The following is a 23274-nucleotide window of genomic DNA, read 5'->3' as shown; positions in this document are numbered from 1 at the left end:
CTACTGGAGTTTTCGATGTCGCATGACACCTCTTCCGCCGGGATCGTTCCGGGGTTCCTGGTCTCGACACAATGGTTGTCGGAAAATCTGCACCGACCGGAATTACGTCTGTTCGATTGCAGCGCCACCATGGTGGTCGATCCGGTGATCAAGCAGCGTGTGCAGCCGGAGCGCGCCGCTTTCGAGGCCGGTCATATCCCGGGGGCCCGATTCATCGATATCGATGCGCAGCTCTCTGACCGGCACCATCGGTTCCATTTGATGCTGCCGCCGCCGGCGGCTTTCAAGGCTGCCGTCGAGGCGCTGGGTATCGGCAACGACAGTCTGGTCGTGATCTACAGCACCGGCTCGATCTGGTGGGCGACGCGCGTGTGGTGGATGCTGCGAACGTATGGATTCACGAACGCGCACGTGCTCGACGGCGGGTGGTCGCGATGGATTGCCGAGGGGCGTGCGGTCGAGGCAGGCGCTGGCGCTGACCCCGAAAACGCAGCAGGCGTCGAATTCACGCCGGCGCCGATACAGCCCTATGTCGCGCAGCGCGAAGACGTCGAACGTGTCGTGAATGGCGACGCCGCGACGCGCTTGATCAACGCGCTTCGTCCCGCGCAGTACAGCGGCGAGGAATTGCCGCGCAAGGGGCGGGCCGGCCACATCCCCGGGAGCATCAATATTCCGGCCGCCAGCCTGCTCGACGCCGACAGCGGGCGTTTTCTCGATGACGACACGCTGCGCGCACGCTTCGCGGCGGCCGGCATCGACGACGAGACGTCCGTCATCGCTTACTGCGGCGGCGGGGTATCGGCGAGTCTCGTGGTCTTTGCGCTCATGAAGCTCGCGCATCCGAACGTGCGCCTTTACGACGCATCGCTCGGGGAATGGGGCAGTGCACCGGAGCTGCCGATGCAGCTTGAGGTGACGGCGGGGTAGTGTAAGGGTACTGACAGGGTAGTGACGGCTTAGCCACGGCTTAGCGACGCCACTCGATACTGCGCTGTTCTCCCGTTGGCTTCGCTTCGTCAGGCAAGGCCGTGACGAAGCGGATTGCGGAACGACGCCAATGTCACGAATCACGACGTGCGACCTGCCCGCACGTCGAATGCGCCGCCGGTCAGCGCGCGGTCGCGCAGGGTGACGGGCGCCTTGCCCGGTAGTAGCGGGAACACCAGTTCGGCGAAGCGGATCGCTTCTTCGAGATGCGGGTAGCCCGAGAGCACGAAAGTGTCGACGCCGATGTCGACATACTCCTTCAGGCGCGCGGCGACCTCCTCGGCATTGCCGACCAGCGCGGTGCCCGCGCCGCCGCGAACGAGTCCCACCCCCGCCCAAAGGTTGGGGCCGACGACGAGTTTGTCGCGGCGTCCTCCATGCAGCGACGCCATGCGCGCTTGTCCCACCGAGTCCATGCCCGCGTAATTGCGCTGCGCCGCCGCAATGTCGTCGTCGGTCAGATGACTGATCAGACGGTCGGCATCCGCCCACGCCTCGTCGCTCGTCTCACGCACGATGACGTGCAGCCGCACGCCGAAGCGCAGCGTGCGGCCATGCCGCTGCGCACGCGCGCGAACATCGGCGATCTTCGCGGCCACGGCATCGGGCGGCTCTCCCCAACTGAGATACGCATCCACATGTCTGGCCGCCAATTCGTGCGCCGCCGGTGACGAACCACCGAAGTACAGCGGGGGATGGGGCTGCGTGGCCGGTTCGAAGAAATTCTGCGCGCCGGTCACTTTCAGATGCTGGCCTTCGAAGTCGACTTTCTCGCCTTGCAGCAGACGGCGCCAAACGCTCAGAAACTCGTCACCTGCCGTGTAGCGTTCGTCGTGCGAATAGAACACGCCGTCCGCCGCCAGTTCGGTCGCGTCGCCCCCGGGCACGACATTGAGCAGCAGGCGCCCCGCACCGAGCGCCTGGTCCAGCGTTGCCGCCTGCCGGGCCGATGCGGTTGGGTTGCCCAGCGACGTGCGCAGCGCCACGAGCAGCTTGATGCGTTGCGTGACGGGAATCAGGCTGGCGGCCGTCACCCACGGATCCAGACACGAACTGCCGGTCGGAATGAGCAGGCCGTCGAAACCCAGTCGCTCGGCCGTTTCCGCGATCTGGCGCATGTAGGCGTTGGTGGCAGGGCGTCCGAAATCGGACTTGCCGAGATAACGTGTGTCGCCCGAGGTGGGCAGAAACCAGAAGATGTCGGGGTTCATTGCAGTTTTCGCGTTTCGATATCGAGAGGTGTGTCGGTGTGGGGGGCATCGCACGCGGTCTTGCGTGGCGGGCCGATCTCGCCGAGACGGATCAGGCGGGCGCGCACCACGTTGCGGCTGATGCCCAGCAGGCGGGCGGTTTCGCTCTGGCTGTAGTGACTCACGCGGAAGACTTCGCGCAGCAGGGTGTCTTCCACGAGCTGATGCAGATTCGCGCCCCGCGATTCGCACAACCGCAGGATGGCGCGACGCAGTGCCGCCATGTCCTCGTCCGGCGCGGGGCGCGAGCCGCTTGCGGCGACGTTGTACTGGTCTGTGGCTGGCGATGCCTGGGCAATCGACGCGGCTGAGGACGAGGTGGCGGACGCGGCGGCGGAAGGGGCTGCCGGCAGGCGAAGGCTCGCCGCGTCGATCTCGCTTTGCTCGCACAGCAGCAGCGTGCGATGGATGACGTTCTCCAGTTCGCGCACGTTGCCATGCCATGGCGCCTGTATCAGCTTTTGCTCGGCATCGGGCGTGAGGGCGAGCTTCCGGTAACCCAGCCGCTTGCTGTAGGTGTCAATGAAGTAGCGTGCGAGCGGCACGATGTCGCCCGGACGCTCCCGGAGCGTGAGCACATTCAGGCTGATGACGTTCAGGCGGTAATACAGGTCCTTGCGAAAGCGTTTCTCGCTCACGAGCCGTTCGAGATCGGTCGAGGCGGCGGCCAGCACGCGCACGTCGACCGGCAACGACTGTCGCCCGCCCAGGCGGCTCACTTCGCGCTCCTGCAACACGCGCAGGAGCTTGTTCTGCACCGACAGCGGCAGGTCGTTGATCTCGTCGAGAAAGATGGTGCCGCCGTTGGCCTGCTCGAACCAGCCCGGCTGCGCGCCAAACGCGCCGGCAAACGCGCCGTTTTCATAGCCGAACAGTTCGGCATCGACGAGCGACTCGGAGAACGCTCCGCAACTGACCTTCACGAACGGTCCGGCACGGCGCGGGCTGGAACCGTGAATGTGCCGGGCGATCAGTTCCTTGCCGGTCCCTGTCTCGCCGGTGATGAGAATGCTCGCATCGCTGGGCGCGACCTGCTCGACTTCCATGAGCAGGTCGCGCGAGCGCGGATCGACGAAGATCCAGTCGGCAGCGCTGTCCCGGGATGCGTGATCCGCCGCGCCCGCGGGTTGCGAGCGCTGGGGCAGCGGGGGCCATACCGGCAGGGTTGCCATGCGCGTGACCTCAGGAATAGAAGGACGGGGCCGGCGCCTGAGCGTTGAGCGCCCAGTTCCCGATGTCCTGAAGCTTGTAATCCACCGGATCGTGCAGCGTTTGCACGCGCAGGTTTCGCCAGTAGCGATCGAGGCGCAACGCGCCGTGAGTGGCGCGCGCGCCGGTCGTCTCGAACAGTCGGCTAGCGACGTCGAGGCCGTGGCGCGAGGCGGCTACCTTTGCCGTGGCGACGGCCACCGCGACACGGCCGCGCCCGTCGGCGTCGAGCGAATCGCCTTGCTGCCATGCTTCGTCGAATAGCGTCGCCGCCTGCCGCGCCAGCAGTCGCATACTCTCCAGCGCGACGTGGAATTCGCCGTAGTGGGCGAGGGTGTAGGGATCGTCGCTGGCGTTTGCGACGCCCGAGCGGAACCAGGGCCGCGCTTCGTGCAGGGTGTAGTGCTTCGCTTCGGCCAGTGCACCCTGCGCGAGCCCGAGGAACATGTGGACGAACACCAGTTGCGCGAGCAACGGACGCAGCGACGCGCGCGGCGTGGTCAGCGGCCCGGGGTCGAGCAGCATCTCGGCGGCGTCGACCCGCACGCGTTCGAACAGGGCGCTGCCGCTGTCGGTCTGGCGCTGACCGAAGCAATTCCAGTCGCTGTTGATCGTGATCCCTGCGCGGGCCGTCGGTATGGCGGCGATGAGCAACTTGCCGCTGCGCTCGTCCTTGCCGGAGGCAATCAGCATTTCGGAGTCCAGTGCCCCGGAACAAAAACTCTTCTTGCCGGAGAACTCGAACCATTCCTGCGTATCGCGCATGCGGCGCACGACGGTTCGCTCGTCCAGCGGATTGAGGGCGTTACCCCAGAACCAGTGGTTGCGTGCGGTTTGTTCGACCCACGGCACCCACTGCTCGGGCTTCGAGAAAAGCTGGACGGTCGCGAGCAGCAGGTGGTGAAAACCGTAGACGTGAGCGACCGAGCTATCGGCCTGCGCCAGGATCCGCACGGTCTCCAGCGTCTGAATCCACTGGGCGCCCTGACCGCCGTAGTCCGCCGGGATGGAAAGGGAGAGCAGGCCGCTTTGACGCAATGCGTCTCGCTCGGCCTTGGGCGTGCCGCCGGCGGCGTCGCGGGCGATGGCGGTCTCGGCAAAGCGCGTCGCCAGGGTCTGAGCGCGTTGCAATGCGTCGCCGCGATGCGAGGGCGGCGCTGAGGAAGAGGCTGACGTCGATGTCATGGGACGAGTAGGGAGCGAGGTAGCGGCGCTGGGGCGTTGGGGCGCAGGACGGACGTTGACTGACGATTTCCGCACGCTTCATGCAGTTCGGGCACTACTGGCACTACTGGCACTACTCGCCCTATGGGGGCCAGAGGTGTCTTGCGCACTCTCGGGCACGTGACGGAAACTCGCCCCTGCATGATGTGCGGGCAGGCGGTCGCCGCGACCGAAGAGCCGCTGGCGGAACGTTTCAGAACCGGAGGCGCCGCCGTACTGCGTCCGGTAGCGCCCACGGTTTTGCAGCTCGGGGACGATGAGATCGGTGAAGTCTTCCCACGTCTCGGGCACCACGACGCGCGTGAGGTTGAAGCCGTCGATCTCGCCGATATCGATCCACCGCTCCAGTTCGTCCGCGACTTGAGAGGCGTCGCCCACGATGGTGTGATATCGGCTGCCCAGGGCAAACTGCTCAAGCAATTTGCGACGCGTGGTCCAGCCTTGTTGCTGCGCGGTCTGCGTGGCGGACTGGATGGCGTTGGCGTTGCCGAACTGGATCGGCTCGTCCAGCGCGAATCGGGCGAAGTCGACACCGGTGCTGGCCGCAAAGTGCGCCAGGCCGCTCTCCGCACTGGCATGGGCCAGATATTCGGCATGCTTGTCGCGGGCCTCGGCCTGTGTGCGCCCGGGCACCACGGCGATGCCGGCATAGATCTTGATATCCTCCGGGCGGCGACCCGCCTCCACGGCAGCCTGCCGCAGCTTGCGCGATGCCGCACGTGCGGCTTCCGGCGAGTTCGCGCCAATGAAGACGCCTTCGGCGTGGCGTCCCGCAAAGCGCAGCCCGCGCGACGAAGTGCCCGCCTGAAACAGCACCGGCGTTCGCTGCGGCGATGGCGCACTCATGTGGATGGCGTGGGCGCGGTAGAACGGCCCGTCGTGTGTCACGGGACGGACCCTGTCGGGCAGCGTATGAATGCGCCGCGCCTTGTCGGCGATGACGGCGTCGTCGTCCCAGCTCCCTTCCCACAGCTTGTAGCTGAGTTCGAGAAAGTCCTCGGCGCGGTCGTAGCGACTGTCGTGCTCGGCCAGCCCGTTCTGGCCCAGACCGCGCGCGCCGCTATCCACGTACCCCGTGACGATGTTCCAGCCGATGCGCCCGCCGGTGAGCTGGTCGAGCGTGGTGACATCGCGCGCAAAGGTGTACGGGTTGTGCGCACCGACCATCGCCGTCAGGCCGAAGCCAAGGTGCTTTGTGGCCGCCGCCATGGCCGAGACGATCAGCCACGGATTGTTGACCGGCAACTGGATGCCTTCGCGCAGCGTCAGATCCACGCTGCCCTGGTAGACGTCGTAGTAACCGATGACGTCGGCAATGAAGAGGCCGTCGAACAACCCGCGCTCAAGCACTTGTGCGATGTGGGTCCAGTACTGGAGGGAGTGGTATTGCGTCGACTGGTCGCGCGGGTGCGTCCACAGGCCGTGGTGAATGTGGCCGACGCAGTTCATGTTGAACGCGTTGACGTGAATGTGTCGCTTGGCTTGGGTCATGACGGGATTCCTGGCGTCAGATCGCGCCGTGGCGCGGCGGACGCACGCCGTTGAGGACATAGTTGCCCACTGCGTGATACTTCCAGCGCACCGGATCGTGCAGCGTATGGGTGCGGGCATTGCGCCAGAAGCGATCGAGACCGAGCGCCACCGATGTTGCGCTGGTGCCGCAGAGCTCGAACAGTTTGGTGCCGGCGAGCAGACTGGCGCTGGTGCTGAGGGCTTTGGCCTGCGCCACGGCAATCGACGCGGCGGCCACACTGTCGTCGTCCGGTGCGCGTTGCGCCGCGTCGACGGCACGTGCGGCGCGGGCGATGAGCGCGTCGGCGGCGCGCAGGCGCAGGGCAACGTTGCCGATCTGTTCGAGCAGCAGCGGATCGTCGGCCGCGCGCTGCACGCCCGAGTCGATCCAAGGCCGGGCATGCTCGCGGACAAACGGCAGCGTGGCCTGCAAGGCGCCATGACCGATGCCGGCGTCGAGCGCGGCATGAATGATCTGGGCGAACGGGCCGATCGTGGTCGCGCGCTCGAACGATGCGGTGAAGGGTACGATCCATTCCGGTTCGACACGAACGTGCTCGAACTGTACCGAACCGCTGCCGGTCACACGCTGCCCGAAACCGTCCCAGTCGTCGGTCACGGTCACGCCCGGCGCGCTGCGGGGGATGAACACCAGATAGGCGCGCTGGGCCGCATCTTCCTGCGCGACGGCAAGCGTGGGAATCCAGTGCGCGTACACAGCGCCGGTGCAATAGAACTTCGCGCCTTGCACGAACCAGCCGCCCGCCTCGCGTCGCAGTTCCGTACGACGCTTGAAGTCACGCTGACCCACTTCGGCCAGCGCGTTGCCCAGACGCTCGCCGCGCAACACCCGGTCGTAGAAGAACGTCTTTTGCTCGTCGGTGCCGCCAACGCGTAGCACTTCGAGCGAGTAGTAGTGGTTTTGCGGAATGTGCCCGAAGCTGCCGTCAGCGGCGGCGATGACGCTCACCACTTTGGTGAGCGTATCGGTGCTGACCTCGGCGCCGCCGTAGGCCTTTGGGACTGTGATGCCCCACAAGCCGGATTGGCTGAATCGGTCCACTTCGCGCCACGGAAGACGGCGGTCGTGATCGCGTTGCCGCGCGCCGGGCGCCAGATCGCGGGCGAACGCGTTTGCGACGTCGAGCGCGTGTGCATCGTCGCGAATCAGGTCGGCCCGCCGTTGCGGGGCAGGCGCGGGCGCAGGCCGATCCGGTTGTCGCGCCGGGTTCACCGGGGCGGAAGGTTCGTGCGGTGCGCTCGCTGTGGGGCGCACCGGTGTCGAGGCATGTGTCATGTCGGGGATGTGGGGCAGATGCCGGACGGTCAGTTCCACTGATGACGCTTTGGAAGCGCACCGTTGAGCACGTAGTTGCCGAGCAGGTGATATTTCCAGCGCACCGGGTCGTGCAGCGTGTGAACGCGCGCATTGCGCCAGTGACGGTCGAGGTGGTGCCCGGCACGACTCGATGCCGAACCGGCAAGCGCGAACAGGTGCTCGCTGACGTTGAGCGCCGCTTCGGTCGTGAGGATCTTGGCCTGCGCCACGGCGACCGAGGCGCTCGCGCAGATCGCGTCGTCGATCGGGCCGAGTGCGAGCGTATCCAGATGGCGCGCTGCGTCGAGCAGCACGGCGTGTGCGGCGTCGACCTCGATTTGCAACTGGCCGATCTCGTGAATGATGTAGGGGTCGTCGCTCGCCTGACTCACGCCCGAATCGATCCACGGACGGCTCTTGTCGCGTACGAAGTCGATCGCGTCGCGCAGCGCACCCTGCGCAATCCCCGCGTCGATGGCGGCCTGAATCAACTGGGACACCGGGCCGGAGAGCGTGGGCACTTTCTCGAAGCGCCAGACGGGAACGACATCGTTCTCGCCGATGGGGACATTCTCGAAAATCACACTGCCGCTGGCCGTCGTTCGCTGGCCGAAGGCATCCCAGTCGTCAAGGATGGTCACGCCCGGGGCGTCGCGCCGCACCCACACCTGAACGGGGCGGCCCTGATCGTCGACTGCGCGAAACGGAATCCAGTGCGCGAACGCGGAGCCCGTCGAGTAATGACGTGTGCCGCTCACGCGTAACTGGCCCTCGGCGTCGCGTGTGAGATGCGCGGTCGGCGAGGACAATTGGGCGGCTTTCGCTTTACGTTCGGGACCGGCGTTGCCGATTCGCTGCCCGCCAAGAACGTCGGCGAACCAGCGTTGCCGTTGCCCTTCGTCGCCCATGTCCGAGAGGTTCTGCAACACGGCGAAGTGATTTTGCGGAATTTGTCCGAGCGACGGGTCGGCCGCGCAGATCGTGACGAACAGTTGGGCCAGCGTGACGTATGACGCACCGAGGCCGCCGTACTGCCGGGGAATGGTGATGGCCCACAGGCCGCTTGCCGTGTATTGCTCGATCTCGTCCCACGGCAGGCGACGTGCGCGGTCGCGCTCGGCGGCGCTGGCGCGGAAAGTGTCGGCCAGCGTTTGCGCGATCGTCAGCGCCTCGGCCTCGCTCGCGACGCGATGTGGCGGGCGCGGCGGCAACGGCACGCGCGTGAGCGCACGCGGGTGGGGCGTGGGAGCGGTGGGCGTCGAGACGGTGGTTTCGGGATGATTCATGGGTTTTCTCGATGTGCGACGGCTTCGCGTGCCGCGTTCAGCGGCTGCGCAACCAGCGCGCGTAGCGGTCGCCCGCTGTCTGCACCAGCGTGACGAGCAGGATCAGCACGGCGATCACGATCACCATGACCTGTGTATCGAACCGTTGATAGCCGTAGCGGATCGCCAGGTCGCCCAGCCCGCCGGCGCCGACGGCGCCTGCCATGGCCGACGCGCTGATGAGCGCCACGAGCGTAATGGTGAAGCCGCCAATCACGCCCGGCAGCGCTTCGGGCAGATAGACGTGGCGCACGATGTCCCACTTCTCGCACCCCATGGCCTGCGCCGCTTCGATCAGGCCGGGGTCGACCTCGCGCAGGCTGACTTCGACGATGCGGGCGAAGAAGGGGGTTGCACTGACGGCAAGCGGCACGATGGCGGCCCACACGCCGATGGTCGTGCCGGCAACGATGCGCGTGACGGGAATCAGCGCCACGAGCAGCACGATGAACGGCGTCGCGCGAAACCCGTTGATCATGCTGCCGACCACGCGATTGCCGCGCGGCCATGCGAGGAAGCCGTCGGGCGCCGTGATGATGAGCAGCACGGCCAGCGGAATGCCGGCGACAAAGGCAATGGCGCCGGACACGCCCACCATCATCAGCGTGTCGACGAACGCATTCCAGTAGCGATCAATGGAGATGGACAGTGTCAGAGACATATCCCAGTACCTCGATGTCATGCGCGATGGCATTCGGCCCGCGCGTGAGAGTTTGCCAATCCGGTTGCGGGCCGTCGTCCGAAGCGCCTTGCGTGCCCGGTGCGGCCTGTGCGACATGTCCGCCATGTCCGTCTTGCGCGGGTCTGAGCGAGATCAGCAATTGCCCTTGCGAGTGGCCCTGAATGCGATCCACGCCGCCATGCAGCAACCGGACGCTTCCTCCCAGCGCCTGCGCAATGCGCGGAAAGTCGGGCGCCAGTCCGTCGGTGCCGCGATACGTCAGTTGAAGGATTTGCGCGCAGGGCGTTGCAGGGCGCTCGGGCAGCAGCGCTTGCTGGAGATCGTCGGGCATGTCGTATTGCAACGGCGCCAGCAGGGCGCGGGTGGCGTCGTGCCGGGGCGCACCGAACACGCGCCAGACGTCGTCGAGTTCGGCGATGCGCCCTTGCTCCAGTACCAGCACCTGATCGGCAATCTCGCGAATCACGCGCATCTCGTGCGTGATGAGCACGATGGTGATGCCCAGCTTGCGATTGATGTCGCGGAGCAGCCGCAGGATCGCGTGCGTCGTTTCCGGGTCGAGGGCCGACGTCGCCTCGTCGCACAGCAATATCTCCGGGCCGGTGGCAAGCGCCCGGGCGATGCCCACGCGCTGCTTCTGTCCCCCCGAGAGGCGTCCGGGATACGTGCCGGCCTTGTCCGAGAGGCCCACGAGCGCGAGCAGCTCGCGTACGCGCGCATCGACCTGGGCTTTCGGCACGCCGGCGACGCGTAGCGGTAACGCCACGTTGTCGTACACGGTCTTGGCCGAGAGCAGGTTGAAGTGCTGGAAGATCATGCCGATGCGCCGGCGCAGTTGCACGAGTTGCGCGTCGTTGAGCGTGGCGATGTCGACACCGTCGACCAGCACCTGTCCGCTGGTTGGCCGCTCCAGTCGATTGATGGTGCGCAGCAGGCTCGATTTGCCGGCACCGCTGCGCCCGATGATGCCGAAGATGCCGCCGGGACGGATGTCGAGATCGATGGCGTCGAGCGCCGTCACGGGGCCGGCGCTCGACACGTAGGTCTTCGTCACGTTGCGAAACGCCACGGTGCCCTTGGGATGTGCAGCGGGTGCTGCATCGTGCGGGGCGGGCGCTGCCACAGGATGTGGCGGGCGGCCGAGTGCCGCGCGAACGCCGGGCGTCCCGGCGGGTTCGGTCAGCGTTTGTCTTGCGGTGGCCGTTACGCGCATGGGCCAGCTCCTTTCGCGGGGACGCGCGTCATTGTTTGACCCACGACAGCGAGTACAGCCGCTTGTCGTTGTTGAACGCCTGATTCACGGTCGTCTTCACGGCGTCCGAGTTCTGATAGATGCGGATGAACTTCTGGATCACGGGGTCCTTGACGCGGTTCGCCTTCACGACGAACTGGATCGAGAACTGCGCGTCTTCGATGCCCGAGTAGGCCAGTCCGCTGGAGGGATCGAACGCCTTGGCGGCCACGATGAAGTGCGGATAGCCCTGTGCGAGGTCCACGTCGCCCGTGATGCGCACGAGCTGAGGGCCTTCGACTTCGACGAAACGCAGCTTCTTCGGGTTGTCGACAATATCGTTGAGCGTGCCGAGGAAACCGACACCGCTCTTGAGCTTGATGAGGCCGACCTTTTGCAGCAGAAGCAGCCCGCGTCCCTGATTGACCGGATCGTTGGCGATGCCGACGGTGCCGCGCTCCGGCACTTCGGCAATGGTCTTGTGCTTGAGGGAATACAGACCCACGTTGGCGAGCACACCGGTGCCCGCACTGGCGAGCGTGAAGCCGTTCTTCTGGATCGCGTTGTTCAGAAAAGGCTGATGCTGGAAGTAATTGATGTCCAGATCGCCCGAATTCAGGGCAATGTTCGGGGTCGTCCAGTCGGTGAATTCAACGACATCCACGTCGATGCCCTGACGCTTGGCCTCCTTGGCGGCGACGGCAACGGAGTCGCCGTAAGCGCCGGGTACGACACCGATGCGCAGTTTGTCGGCGGCGCCGGCGTTGAGCATCACGAGGGCAGCCAGCGGGGCAAGAGCGGTGCGCAGGACGAGCGAAAGCTTCATGTATGACTCCGAAAACAGGGTAGCGTGGGCAAGGAGATACGTCGCGTGGGTAGCGCTCGTTTTTTCAGCCTGAGGCGGCTGTGGAGTCACTTGTCATCGGGTGCCGGGCGCCAATGCCCGACGTGACTCGGTTGGGTCCCGGTTCGTTGCGTGACTTCCTGAGTCGCAATTTCCAGGGAGTATTAAAACCTCGTCGCCGCGCGGCTACTACGAAGCAAAAATGGTTTGCATATGCACATCCGGGATGTGGCGCAAGTCATTATTTTTTAATGGTATTTTTTTGACTGGCGAGTCATTGCGCGAGCGCGCCGGCGTCGTTGCGCGCCGGTCGGCATCGTCAAAAATGAACAATCTGCTGACCGGCTGTGCGGATTTCAACAGGGGGCGGCCGCGGTGGACGGCCTGTCCCCCGACCTCGGTCGACCAGGCCAGGAAGGATGGCGGCGCGATTTGCGAGAATCCGTATCGTTGCGTTAAGCGTGCTTCTGAACGGGGCGATTTTCGTCAGCCGCCAGCCATTGGCGCAGCACGTCGAAGATTTCGCTGCTGTTACGTTCGATCATCAGGCCATGCCCATTCCCTTCGATGCCGATATCCGGGAGCCACAAATGGGTGGCGCCAACAAATTGGGCCACGGCTGCGTCAATGCTTCTGGGATGTCTTGGATCGTCGCTGCCCGTAACCACAAGGCTTCTGATACGCCGGATTCGCTCCGGCGAGCCAACGCGTGGCGAGCAACCTCCAATGTTGAATCGTTCGTTCAGAATTCGCGGGCTTTCGGGCACGATGGTTTTCTCGTAGGCGTCAATCGCTTCGAGGGGAAAGTGCTTGCTATTGGCCCAGTAGCGCCGAATGAATTCGCTTGAGAAATACACCGGCGCCGTTTCCGGGTGATAAACAGGGTGGCCCAGATCTCCGCGGGCGGCGAGTGCTTCGAATTCGAGGGGATCGGATGGCAGCACAGGAAGCAGATTGCCGGGCGGTCCGGGCGCAATGCCCAGGATCGCGCAAACGCTGTCGGGCCGTCTGTCGGCCACCGTCCACGCCACGGTCCCGCCGGCGCTGTGGGCAACCAGGATCGCCGGCCCGATCTGATCCAGCAAGTCGACGAGCGCGGTGACGACGGCATCCATCGACAGGGTCGCAAAGTCGGGAAGCGAAGGCGATCGGCCATGGCCCGGCCAGTCTACGACATAGGCCGTATATCCACTTTGAACAAAAAGGGAGGCCCAGCCCGGACGGCCATCCGGCGTATGGCGATAGCACGAGCCGGTGTGACCCCCGCCGTGAATCAGGACGACAGGCGGGCGTTCCGACGCGCCGGACATGGGTGCCCAACGCTCGACATACATGGGGTGAGCGCTCGACCCGACATGAAACGAGTCAAGAGCGTGGCTGACGCTTGGCAGCATTTTGTCTCCTGTATTGTCCATGTTTTCCCCGGAATTTTTCGGGGAGCAGACTTAGGATTAGTATCGCGGTACGTCACTGCACGGGCCATTGCCAAATGTCGACGCCTCTCTTGCCGGATCGAGAACACCCTTCGGTTCGTGCGCCGTCGCCGGGATGCGTTTCGAGAAAGTTGCCATGCCACAAACGATCAAACAACTTGATTTGACCTCGCTTCGACTGTTCAGGGCGGTTCAGGCGGAAGGCGGGGTCGTAAGGGCGGCGACGGCCGAGCATATCGCGCCGTCCGCCATCAGTCGGCGCATCTCGGAGCTGGAGAGTGCGCTGGGTACCAAGCTGATGTTTCGCGACGCTTCCGGGACGCGACTCACCCGCGCGGGCGAGGTCGTGCTGGCTTACGCCCTGAAGATCGATGTGGATCTTCAGCGCATGATTGCGGAAATCGCGCACGTTGACTCCGGCGTCTACGGCACTGTTCGTGTGCTCGCCAACCTCTCGTCCATGGTCCAATTCGTGCCTCGCGATCTTGTGGCGCTGGAGCAGGCGTACCCCGACGTCGTCGTCAGTTTCGAGGAGCGATTGAGCGCGGGGATCCTTCGGGGTATTGCGGACGACGTTGCGGATGTTGGCATTACGCACGTCGTTCATGAAGGATGCAAACTGTCGACGGTGCCTTATCGTCAGGAAGTATTCGCCCTGGTCGCAGGAGCCGGGCACCCGTTGGCGAACCGTGAGGCGATCCGCTTTAGCGAGACACTCGAGCACGTGCACATCGGATTCTCGGAAGGGAGCGCGCTGGAACAAATTCTTGCCATGAAGGCGGCCGAGCTCGGCCGCTCGCTGACGTACCGTATTCGCGTTTCCAGCTTCGATTCGGCTTGTAGCCTGGTGGCAGCCAAGGCGGGCATATGCATCATGCCGACGAAAGTCGCCGAGGTATATCGGTCTCGCTTGCAGTTGAGGATCATTCCATTGTCGGATGACTGGGCGGCCCGCCATCTGATGCTGGTGTTCAAACGGTATGACTCGCTTTCTCCGCAGGCAAGAGCCTTTGTCGATTTCATGAGCGCCAGACGCAATGTCGGTGACGATTCTGCGGACGATGAATGATGACGATTTGTGGTGGCGAACGGCGGGCGGCATTGCTGCTTGTGCTGCGTTGAGGCGGGCGGTCGGCGTCCACCGATGGACGCTGACCGCCTCTTCGGTCAACTTCCGGCACTTAGCGCCTTCAGCAAAGATCGTCCCCTGTCGGTCAACTGCGGGTGGCGCCGACCCTCGGCAGATTGCTCGAGCATCACCAGTTGTCGTTCGAGCAACGCGTCAAGCTCTGCGCGGTTCATGTCGATCTGTTCGGGCGCATGCCGAACCAGCATCAAGGTGGCAAATTCGTGTGGACTTAGCATCGTCTAACCCAGTAAAAACAAGCCATCACCGGGGGCTCGGTACAAAAAATCAAGCGTGTGGCCTCCGACCACACCGTCAGGCAAATTGCGATTCCAAGCGAGCGGGCGGCCAGACGCGGTCGGCGGCTCAGCGCCCGTTCGCTCTCTCCCGAGGCCCCTTAGCCTGCGGTAATTTCGATCCGTCGAGGCCTTGCCTCGTCGCGACGCGGAATCGTCAACTTCAGTACGCCGTCACGCAATTGGGCGTCGATGCGCGACACGTCGAAATCCGAGCTCAGCGTGAACGCGCGCGCGAAGTGGGGGTTGCGAATTTCCCCGTGGTGGAGTCGCAGACCCGATGGCGCGGGCACGACCGCCTGCGCCTCGATGCTCAGATTCCCGTCCTGTACCCGCACGTCCAGCGTCTCGCGCGCCACGCCCGGCAAGTCCGCATACAGGGTGATGCCGTGGCCGTCCTCGAAGATGTCGACCGCGGGCGCGAGACGAGTGCGCGATTCGCTGGCCTGCCCGCTATCGTGCTTGGCGGTCGCTGTGCCGGTGTCTTTTGTCGGCACGCTCAGTTCGGTGTTGCTGTTCATGATGTCCTCCGTGATTCATTGGGCGGGCGTCATGCCCGTTAGCCTCGATACCTGCGATGGGTTTACTGCACCGCAATCGCGCGAGGCTTCGACGCCTCCGAGCGCCCGATGCTGATCTTCAGGCACCCGTTCACGTATCGGGCTTTCACGTTGTCCGGATCCGCGTGTGGCGGCAACTCGATCACGCGCCGGAACGCTCCCGTGAAACGTTCTGCGGCATATACTTTCACGTCGTCGGACGTCTCGCGTGCCGGCGTTTTGCGTTCGCCGCTGATGGTGAGCAGCCCCTTGTCGATCGATACGTCGAGGCGCTCGGGATCGAGGCCCGGCGCAAACGCGACGATCTCGATCGAGTCGTCGGTGCTGCCGATGTTGACGGGTGGGAACAGGCCGGTGCGCGTCGCGCGCAGGCTGGCGGGAAAACCCGTGAAAAGACTGTCCATCTGCCGTTGCAGGCGGTTGAGTTCGCCCAGCAGATCGGTGCCGAAAAAGAGATCACTCATGGCTGGCTCCTTACAGGGGCCTGTACGGAGGGCGAACCGGACTACGCGCTCCAGTTCACCTGTCCGCAACAGACCGCAGACTGACAAATCGAAACACGCAGCGCGTGAACCGCGACTGCCTGAGCGAGAACTAAAATAGGTCAGCGCGCGAAAATTTCAAGAGGTAGCAATGTAGGTTGTTGCAAGGAGGCTTCATGAATTTTTTCGATACCCTGCACGAGCAGATTAATACCGTGAGACTGCCGCTTTATGCGGTCACCGTCACCGCCGTGGCGCGGGTCAATACCCCGCTTGTCGCCATCCTCCACTGGCACGGATTCCGACGAGCGACGCCGCTTACGCTGCCCGGCGTCGAGATTCCCGCACGACCGGTGCCGGGCTCCGCACTCCAGTTGGCGGAACCCTGGCATCGCTTCGAGACCGTCGATGCGGCACTCCTCGACGCCGCATGGCGACTCGGCGCGTGGGAGGTCGAGCGCATCGAGCGGCGTGCTTGTACCGTGATCGGTGCGTCCGCCGCCGAAGCGCTCGCCTGTCGTCAGGCATTCGGGGACTACGGGGACTATGGCGACGATGGCCCTGCGGATCAGCACCTGATCGACGCCGCGCCCGAGCGCGAAGCCCTCATGCAACTTGCCGCGCGCAAGGGCTACTTGCGGTGGTTGTTTCGCCCGGTCAAGGGCGGCATCTGGCGCACGCTCGACGAACCGGACGACACGCTCGACGCCGATGGCGGCCGCCGGTCGCCTTGCCCGGTGCTGCCGAAACCGCGGCGTCCGGGCGTGTCGGGTCGCACCGTCTACCGGTTGGGGGCTGTTCGGCGCATCCTGCTGCGCTGAAACATTTTGTTACAAATTCATCGTTTTGCGGCCTCTTGAAGCGTGCGTGACGCGCCTCTATTTTGCTTCTCGCCAGACATTGGCACGGCCTGCGCGCCGTGGCAGCGCACTGTGTTGCCGCTGCGGCGCGAGGCTGGATTCCCTTTTGGTGATCTATCGCTTAGGAGATGGAAATGCAGATTCGTCCCCTCTACGACCGGGTTATCGTCAAGCGAATCGAACAGCAGCGCACGACGGCCTCCGGTATTGTGATTCCCGATTCCGCCGCGGAAAAGCCCGAACAGGGCGAAGTCATCGCCGTCGGCAATGGCAGGTTGCTGCAGGACGGCACCCAGCGCGCGCTTCAGCTCAAAGTCGGTGACCAGGTGATTTTCGGCAAGTATGCCGGCCAGGCCGTCAAGGTCGATGGCGAGGAACTGCTCGTCATGCGCGAAGAAGACGTGATGGGCGTGCTCGAAGCCAATCAGGGCGCCGAGCGCAAGGCCGCCTGACATCGCGAACGGTCGCGAACATCCTCGTTATTCCATGCATCGGTGCTTCGCGACGTGTTGGGTCAACGACTTTTCCCGGAGCTACGACATGAGTGCAAAAGACGTCAAATTCCATGACAGCGCCCGCAGCCGAATCGTCAAGGGCGTGAACGTGCTGGCCGACGCAGTAAAGGTGACCCTCGGCCCGAAAGGTCGCAATGTGCTGATCGAGCGCAGCTTTGGCGCGCCGACCATCACGAAGGACGGTGTGTCCGTTGCGAAAGAAATCGAGCTGAAAGACCGCTTCGAAAACATGGGTGCGCAGGTGGTCAAGCAGGTGGCGTCGAAAACGGCCGACGTGGCTGGCGATGGCACCACGACGGCTACCGTCCTCGCCCAGGCGATCGTGCAGGAAGGCATGAAGCACGTCGCGGCCGGCATGAACCCGATGGATCTCAAGCGTGGTATCGACAAGGCGGTGGCCGCCGTGCTCGAAGAACTGCGCAAGCTGTCGAAGCCGATTTCGACCAACAAGGAAATCGCGCAGGTCGGTTCGATCTCTGCGAACTCGGATGAGGCGATCGGCAAGATCATTGCCGACGCCATGGAGAAGGTCGGCAAGGAAGGCGTGATCACGGTCGAAGACGGCAAGTCGCTCGAGAACGAACTCGACGTTGTCGAGGGCATGCAGTTCGATCGCGGCTATCTGAGCCCCTACTTCATCAACGATCCGGAAAAGCAGGCGGCGTACCTCGACGACGCATTGATCCTGCTGCACGACAAAAAGATCTCCGCGATCCGCGACCTGCTGCCGATTCTCGAAGCGGCCGCGAAGGCCGGCAAGCCGCTGTTGATCGTCGCTGAGGACATCGAAGGCGAAGCGCTCGCCACGCTCGTGGTCAATGCGATGCGCGGCATCCTGAAGGTCGTCGCGGTCAAGGCGCCGGGCTTCGGCGACCGTCGCAAGGCGATGCTCGAAGACATCGCGATTCTGACTGGCGCGACCGTGATTTCCGAGGAGACCGGCAAACAGCTCGAAAAGGCCACGCTCGACGACCTTGGCAGCGCGAAGCGCGTGGAGGTGCGCAAGGAAGACACCATCATCATCGATGGCGCGGGCGACGCGAAGCGCATCGAGGCGCGCGTGAAACAGATCCGCGTTCAGATCGACGAGGCGACTTCCGACTACGACCGTGAAAAGCTGCAGGAACGCGTGGCGAAACTTGCGGGCGGTGTTGCGGTGATCAAGGTCGGCGCAGCGACCGAAGTCGAGATGAAGGAGAAGCGGGATCGCGTGGACGACGCGTTGCACGCCACGCGCGCGGCCGTCGAGGAGGGGATCGTGCCGGGCGGTGGTGTTGCGCTGTTGCGTGCGCGCTCGGCCGTGTCGAATCTGAAAGGCGCGAACGCCGATCAGGACGCGGGTATCCAGATCGTGTTGCGTGCGCTCGAAGCCCCGTTGCGCGTGATCGCATCGAACGCAGGCGACGAGCCGTCGGTCGTGATCGCGAAGGTGCGCGACGGCAAGGGCAACTTCGGCTACAACGCGGCCACCGGCGACTATGGCGATCTGGTCGAAATCGGCGTGGTCGATCCGACCAAGGTTACGCGCACGGCGTTGCAGAACGCGGCGTCCATCGCCGGGCTGATCCTCACCACGGATGCGACGATCGCCGAAGCGCCGAAGGACGAGAAGCCCGCGCAGGTACCCGCGCCGGAGCTCGACTACTGAGGCTGAATCGTCTGCTCTGCCATTCACCGTCAGTGTGGCGGCCGGGCTGGCGGGGCTGACGTTCGTTTCGTTCTTCCCGTTTCGTTCTTCCCGTTCCCTTCGGCGCGGCCCGCGGTTTTCCGCGCGTCGCGCCGTTTTTGTTTCGGTAAGGGCCATGCAGCTGAAACTCATCATCGACGCGAAGCCTCTCGATATCGAGATCGACGACGTGATCGCCGGGCTGCTCGCAATCCGGCTGAATCTTCCCGCGCATGCCGATCAGCAGGCGGCTATCGTTCAATACCTCAGCGAGAAGGGGGCGCCATGGTTGCTCGACGAGGAACATATGCGAAAGCGGATTTTCCGCCGTCTCATCCTCGACGTCGCCGACCCGGCGCTCATCATTCGGTATTTGATGGTCGATAGGTAATGTGCGCGCAGTGCTGGCGTCGTACGTAGCGGTGCTGAGACGGGGCTCTGTCGTCCCCCGCCTATGCGTGGGTTCCTGAGGGCGAGCCGCTGGCTGTCAGATCGCCCGGTGGTTGGCGCTGGTACCAGGATTGAGAAGCCTACAAGTGGCCTCTTGCTGATCGGCCACGGACTTCTATGGAATACTGACGGAGTCCGTTTGCCGGACTCAGGGCGCCTGCCACGAGACATTTCTCTTCCCGTTCCCACATGTCCCGAGATCGTTGGACGCTGGCCGCAATTTCCTTGCTCTCCTTCTTTCTGGTGGGGACAGGCATTGTTCTGCCGTCGTGGATAGCGTTCCAGCTTGGCGGGTCGAAACTTGTCGGGTTAGTGCTGTTATCGTCGAGCCTGGCCGGCCTTTTGTTTGCCCCTTTGGCTGGCCACATTGTCGACCGAACGGACCGGCGACTTACCGGTATCAGGGGGCAGACGGTCAGGGCATTGGGTTTCTTGCTGGTCGGATCGAGCCAGCATCTCCCGCCCGATGTCGGTGCGACCGTCCTCATGTTTGGCAGCGCCGTGGGTGCAGTGGGATTCACACTGCATAACGGTGCGTTTTCCGGACGATTGCAATCCATCATCCCGGTCAACGAGCGGGTGTCGTTCTTCATGCGGCTATCGGTCGCTCGCCAGATCGGCATCGCCGTCGGTACCGGCATTGCCGGCGTGTCGATTGACTGGCTTGGAAGCTCCGCGTCGGCGTTTGCACTCGCAGCAATCGCGCTCGCCTGCGCAGGACTCGAATGGCGCGTCCGGGGCGGTACGGATCGGACAGTCTCGGCGAAGTCCGGTGTGGCGGCGGGCATTGGGGAGGCTGCACGCTATCTGGCGGCAAACCCTGCCAGCCTGATCGCCTCGATCACGGTAGGCGTATCGTTTGCAGTCATCAAGACGACCAATCTTCTTCTTCCCGGCTTCGTGGTGGATACGCTCCGGGGCGATAGCGCACTGTTTGGCACGCTCGAAATGGTGTCAGCCATTGTTGGCACGGTTGCCGTTGCTACCGCCAGCTTTCGAGCCATTGCGAAGCGGATCGAGCGGCGTCCGCTGGTGTTGCTCGCCTTTGCCGGTCTCTCGCTCGTCGTATTTTCATTTTCCCGCAGGAGTCTCGCGGCGCTTGTCCTGTACAGCATCTCCGGGGCCGCCTGGAGTCTTGCCCGTTCTGCAGCAAATGGACGTATGTTGGAGGTCGTCGATCCGCACCTGATCGGACGAGTGCAGGCGATCACGACTGTCCTGACGGGACTGTTCGGGATCGTGATTTTCCTGATGCCACAATGGCTCACCCTCGGCACCGAAGCGACCCTTTACTGGATCTGCGGTGTCGCCGTGGTGGGGGCATCGTTGCTCCTCGCCGCGTGGTCTGGGTATCGGGGCACGTGAGCGATTGCGGAAAATCGAGCGGCAGATTCGGATGGTCAGCGGGGTACTCGGGCACGATCAGAATTGATACCGGACGTGCAGTTACTCTCCAACCCGCTTCAGCCATGCCTTGTATGCAGGATTTGTATCGGCGGGCGAATGTCCGATATGGGCGTGGATTTCGTCTTGCATGTCGAACGTTTTCCACACCAGCGGCGCCAATTGGGCGACTGGACTGTTGGCTTGCCGTGCATCGCGTAGCAATTGCAGGCTGCGCTCCTTGTATTCCGCCAGTATCTCCGACTGGTAGTCCAGTGCCTTACCCAGCCCGGAAATGTACATTAGCTTGGGGACCTCCGCAGCAGGCCAGCGAAGGGCCATAGTGAGGGGCCAGTCGAGCATGGCGCGCTCGCTCCATATCGCAGATTTGGGCAGGAGGTTGTTGGCTAGCAGCGTCAACATGAAGCTCTGACCCAGTTCCGCCAGATACGCGGACATGACCTCGGCCGTGGGCCGCTGGTAGAACGCGTCCAGCGGCTGTTCTCGCTTCCGGCCGATGCGCTCAAGCAAGCGCTGCTCGAGCGTGGCGACCAATGCCCCGATCTCAGCCTGCGCTGTTTTTCCGGTTTCGCTCGCCTGTTTTGTTCGGGTTTCGCAGCCCCAGAGGTGCAAAGATATCTGCCATTGAGCCTGATCGCCTTCCCCTGAGCGCCCGATCTCGCCGGTTACAAAGTACTTCATTCGCGGTGGTGCCGTATCGAAGAGCGCGTTGCCATCGGTTTCGCCCCCCGACACGACCGGACCGCCGCCCTCCACGATCTGAATGTAGCAGTTGGCCGCGTAGTCGCTCCAGTAGTGAGCAGCTTCAGCCAGATAGAGAGGGATGGCGCGCGTCAGACGTCCAAGCTCATTTTCACGTTGCGATTCGGCGCGTTCAGATCCGTCCAGGGTCTTCGAAAGCGCAAAAAAACCGACCACTTCGGCGTCTTCCGCCTTCTGCGTGAAGAGCCAGTCGGCATCGCGCAGACCGTAGTGCCAGATCGGTTGACGCAGCGCCAGCGTACTGATTTTCAGGCCGTCGGGGTCTACCGGTGTGGTTTGTTCCGTCTGATTGCGCATTTCCTGGAATGCTTGCGCGAACTGGTCCAGATGGTGCTTGATAGGCGCGATACCCAAGGGGTACATTCGCGCAAGCAGCGCTTCGCCCTCATCGACCTTCCCGAGTTGCTGGCAGGCACGTAGCAGATTGAGACCGGTCATCGGGTCATGCTTGCGCTCATCATAGACTGGGCCAACAAGTTCGAGCATCAGCGCAATTTGGCCGTGGTTTCCCAAGTCTCCAGATATCATCATTAGCGCACTGCCGTCGAACATGCCCGCTTCCAGGACTTCCGCGTAGAGCGCTCGCGCCGCCTCGACGTCTTTATGTTCCAAATGGTGGCGCGCCAACCACAACTGCGCGCGCCAACTGTCGGGCAGGGCTGCCACGGTGCGCAGCGCCTGTAGATAGGCATCTTCGCCTCCTCGCTCGCGCTGAATGGCCGCCCACCACAGCACTCCGTTGTCCTGATTCGGTTCGGTCTGCACCGCGCGCCAAAGCGTTTCATCTGCGCGCGTCTCGTCGCCGCGCTCGGCAAATACTTTGGCCAGATTGGTCAACAGGGGGCCGGTCTCGCCAGCCTTCGCCATGCCGGCACGAAGTGTCGCCTCGGCAGCATCGAGCTGGTTGTTTTTCATTTGCACGATGCCCTGGATGACATGGCTGCGCTCCGGGATCGCGTCGATCTCCACGAGACGAGCGGCGGCTGCCGACAGGTCCGTGGCAAAGCCATCGTCAAGGCCAGAAACAATCTGGCTGTATAGCTCCGCCGGGTTGTTCCACTTTTGTTGGAGGTTGGGAAGGAACACCTTCTCGCGCCACTCACTACGCGGGATCTTCATCTCGCGGCCATAGGCGTCGTAGACGGTAATGAGTTCTGCGTGGGTCGTTTGCGCATCCGACGCTTGGGAGGGGGCGGGGGAGGGGGTTGTGGTGGCATCGCGCGTGTTGCCGCGCAGTGCTGACAGGATGCGTTTGAACATGAATGAATTGACAAGGTCGGTGATTGGCCGAAACGACGCGCGGAGCCCCGCCTAAGACCTCATTAGCGGGCACTGTATGAGGCGTTCGACATCAGGAAATGAATCTACCCGGAACCCGGCTTAACGGCAGTCGTTGGCTGCAACTTTAACGATCGAATCGGGGAGCGCTTTCGGATGAGCCAACGATGTTCGAATGGTTGGGATTCCTTTCCGATGAGCGACGAATTTCGGCCGGTGGCAGACGGTGATGAGGCCTCGCCCTGGATGCCTGGCGATCTGAGCTAGACATGCATCTAGATTGTCGATTGAAGTGAAGGTCTATGTCGGTTCATCGACGATCGCAATCGGACCATACTTCGTATCTAGATTCGCTCGCACTTTTCGCTTCTGGTTTCCTGCAAAAAGGGAAGTCAATTGAGGCAGTCATCAGCGTTGATGGAGACGCGAAGCACTTAGCCGACCAAGTCGCCAGTCGTTAATCTTCTGATGACTTTGGCAATAGTTTGACGTCTGCATTTGTGTAGCCAACGGACGACTGGTCTCTCTGAAGGACGCGTCGGGCGCAGTCAATCCATTGAGGAAATATCGCAGCATCCATCGGAACGCCTTGACCATTCGGCTCATTCCACAATGAAAGGCTGCCGAGGAGCGCGCCGAGTTCGTCCGGGTGGCCGGACTTCTCCCACTCACTCTCGAGAAAGTCGAACATGATGAGATACGCTTGGCGCAACGTGACGGGCGTTTCCATTGACGGATCGTCCATTTTTTTACTTCTTTATCAAAACGGACACTCTAACCTGAACGGCTTTTGAAGGCCTGTCACGGCCCTCCGTCGGCTGGCCGTTTTCGACCCGTAGCGGTCAGTCGTAGCGCAA

General features: G+C 63.4%; 22 protein-coding genes. 7 read left to right on the top strand and 15 right to left on the bottom strand.

Annotation, left to right across the window (positions count from 1 at the left end):
- Positions 1-15: 15 nt before the first annotated feature.
- Positions 16-930, top strand: coding sequence for a sulfurtransferase (locus UC34_RS16350; protein ID WP_044456379.1), 915 nt, complete (start codon positions 16-18; stop codon positions 928-930).
- 140 nt (positions 931-1070) lie between these two features.
- Here the strand turns inward: UC34_RS16350 and ssuD are convergent, their stop codons facing one another.
- From ssuD to UC34_RS16300, 10 genes are all read right to left on the bottom strand, one after another.
- A complete protein-coding gene (gene ssuD / locus UC34_RS16345) occupies positions 1071-2201 on the bottom strand; it encodes an FMNH2-dependent alkanesulfonate monooxygenase (protein ID WP_044456378.1) in 1131 nt (376 codons plus the stop codon).
- The gene (locus UC34_RS16340) at positions 2198-3412 is read right to left on the bottom strand and encodes a sigma-54 interaction domain-containing protein (protein WP_052811097.1); all 1215 of its coding nucleotides are present in this window, start codon (positions 3410-3412) and stop codon (positions 2198-2200) included. Before UC34_RS16340 ends, ssuD begins: the two co-directional genes overlap by 4 nt.
- Positions 3413-3422: 10 nt before the next feature.
- Positions 3423-4634, bottom strand: a complete 1212-nt coding sequence (locus tag UC34_RS16335) for an acyl-CoA dehydrogenase family protein (RefSeq protein ID WP_044456377.1) — start codon at positions 4632-4634, stop codon at positions 3423-3425.
- A 78-nt stretch (positions 4635-4712) separates the two neighbouring features.
- A complete protein-coding gene (locus UC34_RS16330) occupies positions 4713-6164 on the bottom strand; it encodes an LLM class flavin-dependent oxidoreductase (protein ID WP_044456376.1) in 1452 nt (483 codons plus the stop codon).
- 16 nt (positions 6165-6180) lie between these two features.
- The gene (locus tag UC34_RS16325; protein WP_072617498.1) at positions 6181-7482 is read right to left on the bottom strand and encodes an SfnB family sulfur acquisition oxidoreductase; all 1302 of its coding nucleotides are present in this window, start codon (positions 7480-7482) and stop codon (positions 6181-6183) included.
- Positions 7483-7511: 29 nt separating this feature from the next.
- Entirely contained in the window at positions 7512-8789 is a 1278-nt protein-coding gene (locus UC34_RS16320; RefSeq protein ID WP_044456375.1) for an SfnB family sulfur acquisition oxidoreductase, read from the bottom strand.
- Between the two features lie 37 nt (positions 8790-8826).
- Positions 8827-9489: a methionine ABC transporter permease gene (locus UC34_RS16315; protein WP_044456374.1), complete on the bottom strand. Its 663-nt coding sequence runs from the start codon at positions 9487-9489 to the stop codon at positions 8827-8829.
- Entirely contained in the window at positions 9461-10723 is a 1263-nt protein-coding gene (locus tag UC34_RS16310) for a methionine ABC transporter ATP-binding protein (protein WP_044456373.1), read from the bottom strand. The genes UC34_RS16315 and UC34_RS16310 overlap by 29 nt, the downstream gene beginning before the upstream one ends.
- A 28-nt stretch (positions 10724-10751) precedes the next feature.
- The gene (locus tag UC34_RS16305; RefSeq protein ID WP_044456372.1) at positions 10752-11567 is read right to left on the bottom strand and encodes a MetQ/NlpA family ABC transporter substrate-binding protein; all 816 of its coding nucleotides are present in this window, start codon (positions 11565-11567) and stop codon (positions 10752-10754) included.
- Positions 11568-12040: 473 nt separating this feature from the next.
- Positions 12041-12979 (bottom strand): alpha/beta fold hydrolase, encoded by a 939-nt coding sequence (locus tag UC34_RS16300; protein WP_157123217.1) that lies wholly within the window; start codon positions 12977-12979, stop codon positions 12041-12043.
- 175 nt (positions 12980-13154) lie between these two features.
- Here UC34_RS16300 and UC34_RS16295 point away from each other — a divergent pair, with 175 nt between their 5' ends.
- Entirely contained in the window at positions 13155-14087 is a 933-nt protein-coding gene (locus tag UC34_RS16295; protein ID WP_044458281.1) for a LysR substrate-binding domain-containing protein, read from the top strand.
- Positions 14088-14185: 98 nt separating this feature from the next.
- On the opposite strand, the gene UC34_RS16290 is transcribed toward UC34_RS16295, so the two are convergent.
- From UC34_RS16290 to UC34_RS16280, 3 genes are all read right to left on the bottom strand, one after another.
- On the bottom strand, positions 14186-14383 hold the full coding sequence (locus UC34_RS16290) for a hypothetical protein (protein WP_072617497.1): 198 nt from the start codon (positions 14381-14383) through the stop codon (positions 14186-14188).
- Between the two features lie 158 nt (positions 14384-14541).
- A complete protein-coding gene (locus UC34_RS16285) occupies positions 14542-14961 on the bottom strand; it encodes an Hsp20/alpha crystallin family protein (RefSeq protein ID WP_044456370.1) in 420 nt (139 codons plus the stop codon).
- 62 nt (positions 14962-15023) lie between these two features.
- Positions 15024-15464, bottom strand: a complete 441-nt coding sequence (locus UC34_RS16280; protein ID WP_044456369.1) for an Hsp20/alpha crystallin family protein — start codon at positions 15462-15464, stop codon at positions 15024-15026.
- A gap of 194 nt (positions 15465-15658) precedes the next feature.
- On the opposite strand from UC34_RS16280, the gene UC34_RS16275 reads away from it, so the two are divergent.
- From UC34_RS16275 to UC34_RS16255, 5 genes are all read left to right on the top strand, one after another.
- Complete coding sequence (locus UC34_RS16275) at positions 15659-16303, top strand: hypothetical protein (RefSeq protein ID WP_044456368.1); 645 nt, start codon at positions 15659-15661, stop codon at positions 16301-16303.
- A gap of 173 nt (positions 16304-16476) precedes the next feature.
- The gene (locus tag UC34_RS16270; protein WP_044456367.1) at positions 16477-16794 is read left to right on the top strand and encodes a co-chaperone GroES; all 318 of its coding nucleotides are present in this window, start codon (positions 16477-16479) and stop codon (positions 16792-16794) included.
- Between the two features lie 88 nt (positions 16795-16882).
- Positions 16883-18505 carry a chaperonin GroEL gene (gene groL / locus UC34_RS16265; protein WP_044456366.1) on the top strand — a complete coding sequence of 541 codons (1623 nt, stop codon included), beginning with the start codon at positions 16883-16885 and terminating at the stop codon, positions 18503-18505.
- Between the two features lie 154 nt (positions 18506-18659).
- Positions 18660-18914 (top strand): hypothetical protein, encoded by a 255-nt coding sequence (locus UC34_RS16260; RefSeq protein WP_044456365.1) that lies wholly within the window; start codon positions 18660-18662, stop codon positions 18912-18914.
- 248 nt (positions 18915-19162) lie between these two features.
- A complete protein-coding gene (locus UC34_RS16255) occupies positions 19163-20338 on the top strand; it encodes an MFS transporter (protein ID WP_044456364.1) in 1176 nt (391 codons plus the stop codon).
- 81 nt (positions 20339-20419) lie between these two features.
- On the opposite strand, the gene UC34_RS16250 is transcribed toward UC34_RS16255, so the two are convergent.
- On the bottom strand, positions 20420-22399 hold the full coding sequence (locus UC34_RS16250; protein ID WP_044456363.1) for a tetratricopeptide repeat protein: 1980 nt from the start codon (positions 22397-22399) through the stop codon (positions 20420-20422).
- Between the two features lie 475 nt (positions 22400-22874).
- Positions 22875-23162: a hypothetical protein gene (locus UC34_RS16245; RefSeq protein ID WP_044456362.1), complete on the bottom strand. Its 288-nt coding sequence runs from the start codon at positions 23160-23162 to the stop codon at positions 22875-22877.
- Positions 23163-23274 lie beyond the last annotated feature (112 nt).

Origin of the sequence: Pandoraea vervacti (assembly GCF_000934605.2) — a bacterium.
Taxonomy (GTDB): domain Bacteria; phylum Pseudomonadota; class Gammaproteobacteria; order Burkholderiales; family Burkholderiaceae; genus Pandoraea; species Pandoraea vervacti.
Note: the sequence above shows the minus strand (reverse complement) of the source record. Positions and strands in the feature narration are given on the sequence as shown.